Below are 3,024 nucleotides of genomic sequence, written 5' to 3' on the forward strand. Positions count from 1 at the left end.
ACAATTAGGTGGAAGTACTCGTTAATCGAAATCATATGTAATGTTAGGGATAGTGATTGGGCTATCCCTATTTATATTAAAAGGTATTTATTCTACATGACCAGAATTAGACCCAACGATTTCAATGCATATTCATAATCCAACAAAACTTTACTATTTATACTTTATCTTCCATTTTCACCTCTTCTGTGTTTCCACTGAAACCTTGTAACAGTAGCAGAGAGATAGAAAAAGGTTAAAGCAGCAACTAATTCCACAAAAGAAAATACACCAAATGAAATCACTGTTATTAACGTAACACATATTACAAATTACGAAAAAAAGAAATAGAAACATCAGTAGCTGATATTTTGCTATGTCACAGTACGAATAAACCGAGGACTGTACTACACATCTCCATAAAGTCACATTGTGAAAGCAAACGTCATTCACTGTGCGAGTAAACTTTGTACTAATGCAACTAACCTGCCCCTTTAGCTCCATAAGAAACCTCTATGGCGGCGTTCCTCGCCGCCACCATCTATCACGAAACCCTGCTCATTACCCCAATATAAAGTCTAACCCATTAAACCGTTGACAATAATGGTGATAACAATACAACCAGGCTGAGCTTTTTTTGGTGGATCTTAAGGAAGATACCCTGTATAAGAAACTGGTTGTGACAGTATGGAAGAACCATTTAGTGTACTGCTAGTACGTATACAAAAATTTTTGTAACAAATCTCCTGTCATATGTATTGTTAATCTTTTTTTGAGGTGATTTCCCCTATGGAAGCAATGATTGAACGGTGTGCTGGCCTAGATGTACACCAAGAAACAGTAGTAGCTTGTGTATTATTTGGTCCATTAGATAAAAAGCCAAAGACCTCTATTGAAACATTTTCAACTACAACAACGGGACTCTTGGCTTTAAGTGATTGGCTCGCTACCCTTCAGGTATCCGATGTTGTGATGGAAAGTACCGGAGTCTACTGGAAACCAATATGGAATATACTCGAAGGTTCTTTTCACCTTGTTCTTGCCAATGCCAGACATGTAAAAAATGTTCCAGGACGTAAAACTGATGTGAAAGATGCCGAATGGCTTGCCAAGCTTCTAAGATGCGGACTTATTGAAAGCAATTTTGTTCCACCGGAGGATATTCGTGATTTACGAGATCTTACTCGTTATCGAAAAAAATTGATTCATCATCGCACTTCAGAGCAGAATCGCATTCATAAAATCCTTCAAGATGCTAATATCAAGCTAACATCCGTTCTATCAGACATTTTTGGAGTATCGGGACGCCGTATCCTTGAAGCGATTCTAAACGGTGAAAAAATAGAGACCGATGGTCTTCGAAAAATGGTGGATTGGCGTACAAAAGCAAGTATTACTGACATTGCCAGTGCAATTAATGGTCGTATTCGCCGTCATCATCGTGATATGCTGCGTTACCATTGGGAGCATATGGGTTATTTAGAACAAACCATAGAAGAATTGGAAAAACAAATCGATCAACTCCTGTCCCCCTATCGTAAGGAAGTAGAATTATTGGATGGTATACCTGGTGTGAACAAAGCTGCCGCAGCTACTTTTATTGCAGAGATGGGCGTTGATATGTCCGTATTTAAGTCAGCTAAGCATCTTGCCTCTTGGGCTGGTGTGAGTCCTGGAAATTACGAAAGTGCTGGTAAAAAAAAACGAGTAAAACCACACAAGGTAACAAAGCTTTGAAAACGATGGCTGTAGAGTATGTACTAGCGACATCAAGGCAAAATAATCGAATTGCTTCACATCGAAAAAGGATTACCAAAAGGCAGGGAAAAATGAAGGGACGAATCGCTTCTGCTCATTTACTACTAACGATTGCTTACAACATCTTAAAAACAGGGGAACCCTATCAAGAACTAGGCTCAAATTACCTTGAAGAAAAACAAAATAACAAAGAATTAAAAATGATCGAATACCTAAAAAAGAAAGGCTATACAATCGCTCCATCTGAACAACAAACTGCATAACCAGTTAAATAACGACATAGTACATTTACGCCCATCAGGAAAAAAATGAGAATATGGAGGGTTTATTTAAGTATGCATTTTTACTATTGTGTTTTCATACAAAAAAGCTGCCTTAAAGACAGCTCAGATCTTCAGCTAACGCACCCGTTAGTTCAAGTAGGCACTAGTGCAACTTTTATTTATTTATCTACTCCTACATCTATTTTCCAGCTATTTTGCAACTTCCGGATATAAATGATCTGACCAATGTGATATGCGTTATGAGTTGACACATTTCCCAGTATTGCCCACCATTTCACGTGTCCAGGATAACCATTAACTTCTCTCTCAACTTTTTCTTCAGATAATAACTCTTGCCAACGTAAAAGCACCTCTAATAGTTGTTTTTTTAAGTCAGCAAAAGTATGATTTTCAGGAATAATAAAGCTGTTATTATTATTTCCTATTGAAGGCACAGCATCAACGTGAGATTTTTGGTACCTTGTTTGCCATGTTTGATTCCAATATAGTAGATGCTGCACAATTTCAGCAATACTATTACTTTCTTCGTTTGGCTTCCAAAATGCATGTTCCTCAGACAATCTTTCTACTGAATCTGAAAATGGTAGGTACCAACTTGGGTCATTAGCATTTGCCAACAACTGATCCGATAAAACATCTTTTGCATGAACCATATAATTTTTATATACTGTTTTTTCTAAATCTTTAAACAATGTCATCTTATTATATTCTACATAGTATATTGATTGTCCTGTTCTTATTAAGCTAACCTGCCCCGTTAGTGACATAAGGATTTTTAAACAACATTATTATTTTTTAATGACTTTATTGTAAATTAAACAACTTTATTATCTCTGTACAGTAGCGTCAATTTTACCTTTAAACCTTAATCTTGTTCAACAAACCTGCACCGTTACTTCAATAACATGCAGTGGTATGCGGTGAATCTTTCTATATAGAGGTTCTTATTTCCATTTTATCAAATTATCCTGCTTTTATATAGTCGAGTGTTCCCGGAACAAAA

Annotated in this window: 3 protein-coding genes; 2 read left to right on the forward strand and 1 reads right to left on the reverse strand. The window is 36.5% G+C overall.

All coding sequences use genetic code 11. The annotated features are described in order from the left end of the window. Positions 1 to 768 precede the first annotated feature (768 nt). Positions 769 to 1,716 carry an IS110 family RNA-guided transposase gene (locus N9I19_RS24300; protein WP_317779266.1) on the forward strand — a complete coding sequence of 316 codons (948 nt, stop codon included), beginning with the start codon at positions 769 to 771 and terminating at the stop codon, positions 1,714 to 1,716. Next, a complete protein-coding gene (locus N9I19_RS24305; protein WP_317779267.1) occupies positions 1,713 to 2,000 on the forward strand; it encodes a hypothetical protein in 288 nt (95 codons plus the stop codon). Before N9I19_RS24300 ends, N9I19_RS24305 begins: the two co-directional genes overlap by 4 nt. Before the next feature lie 179 nt (positions 2,001 to 2,179). Here N9I19_RS24305 and N9I19_RS24310 read toward each other — a convergent pair whose 3' ends face one another. Continuing rightward, positions 2,180 to 2,674 carry a DinB family protein gene (locus N9I19_RS24310; RefSeq protein ID WP_317779268.1) on the reverse strand — a complete coding sequence of 165 codons (495 nt, stop codon included), beginning with the start codon at positions 2,672 to 2,674 and terminating at the stop codon, positions 2,180 to 2,182. Positions 2,675 to 3,024: the final 350 nt, after the last annotated feature.

Origin of the sequence: Peribacillus sp. CSMR9 (assembly GCF_033141925.1) — a bacterium.
Taxonomy (GTDB): Bacteria; Bacillota; Bacilli; order Bacillales; family DSM-1321; genus Peribacillus; species Peribacillus simplex_A.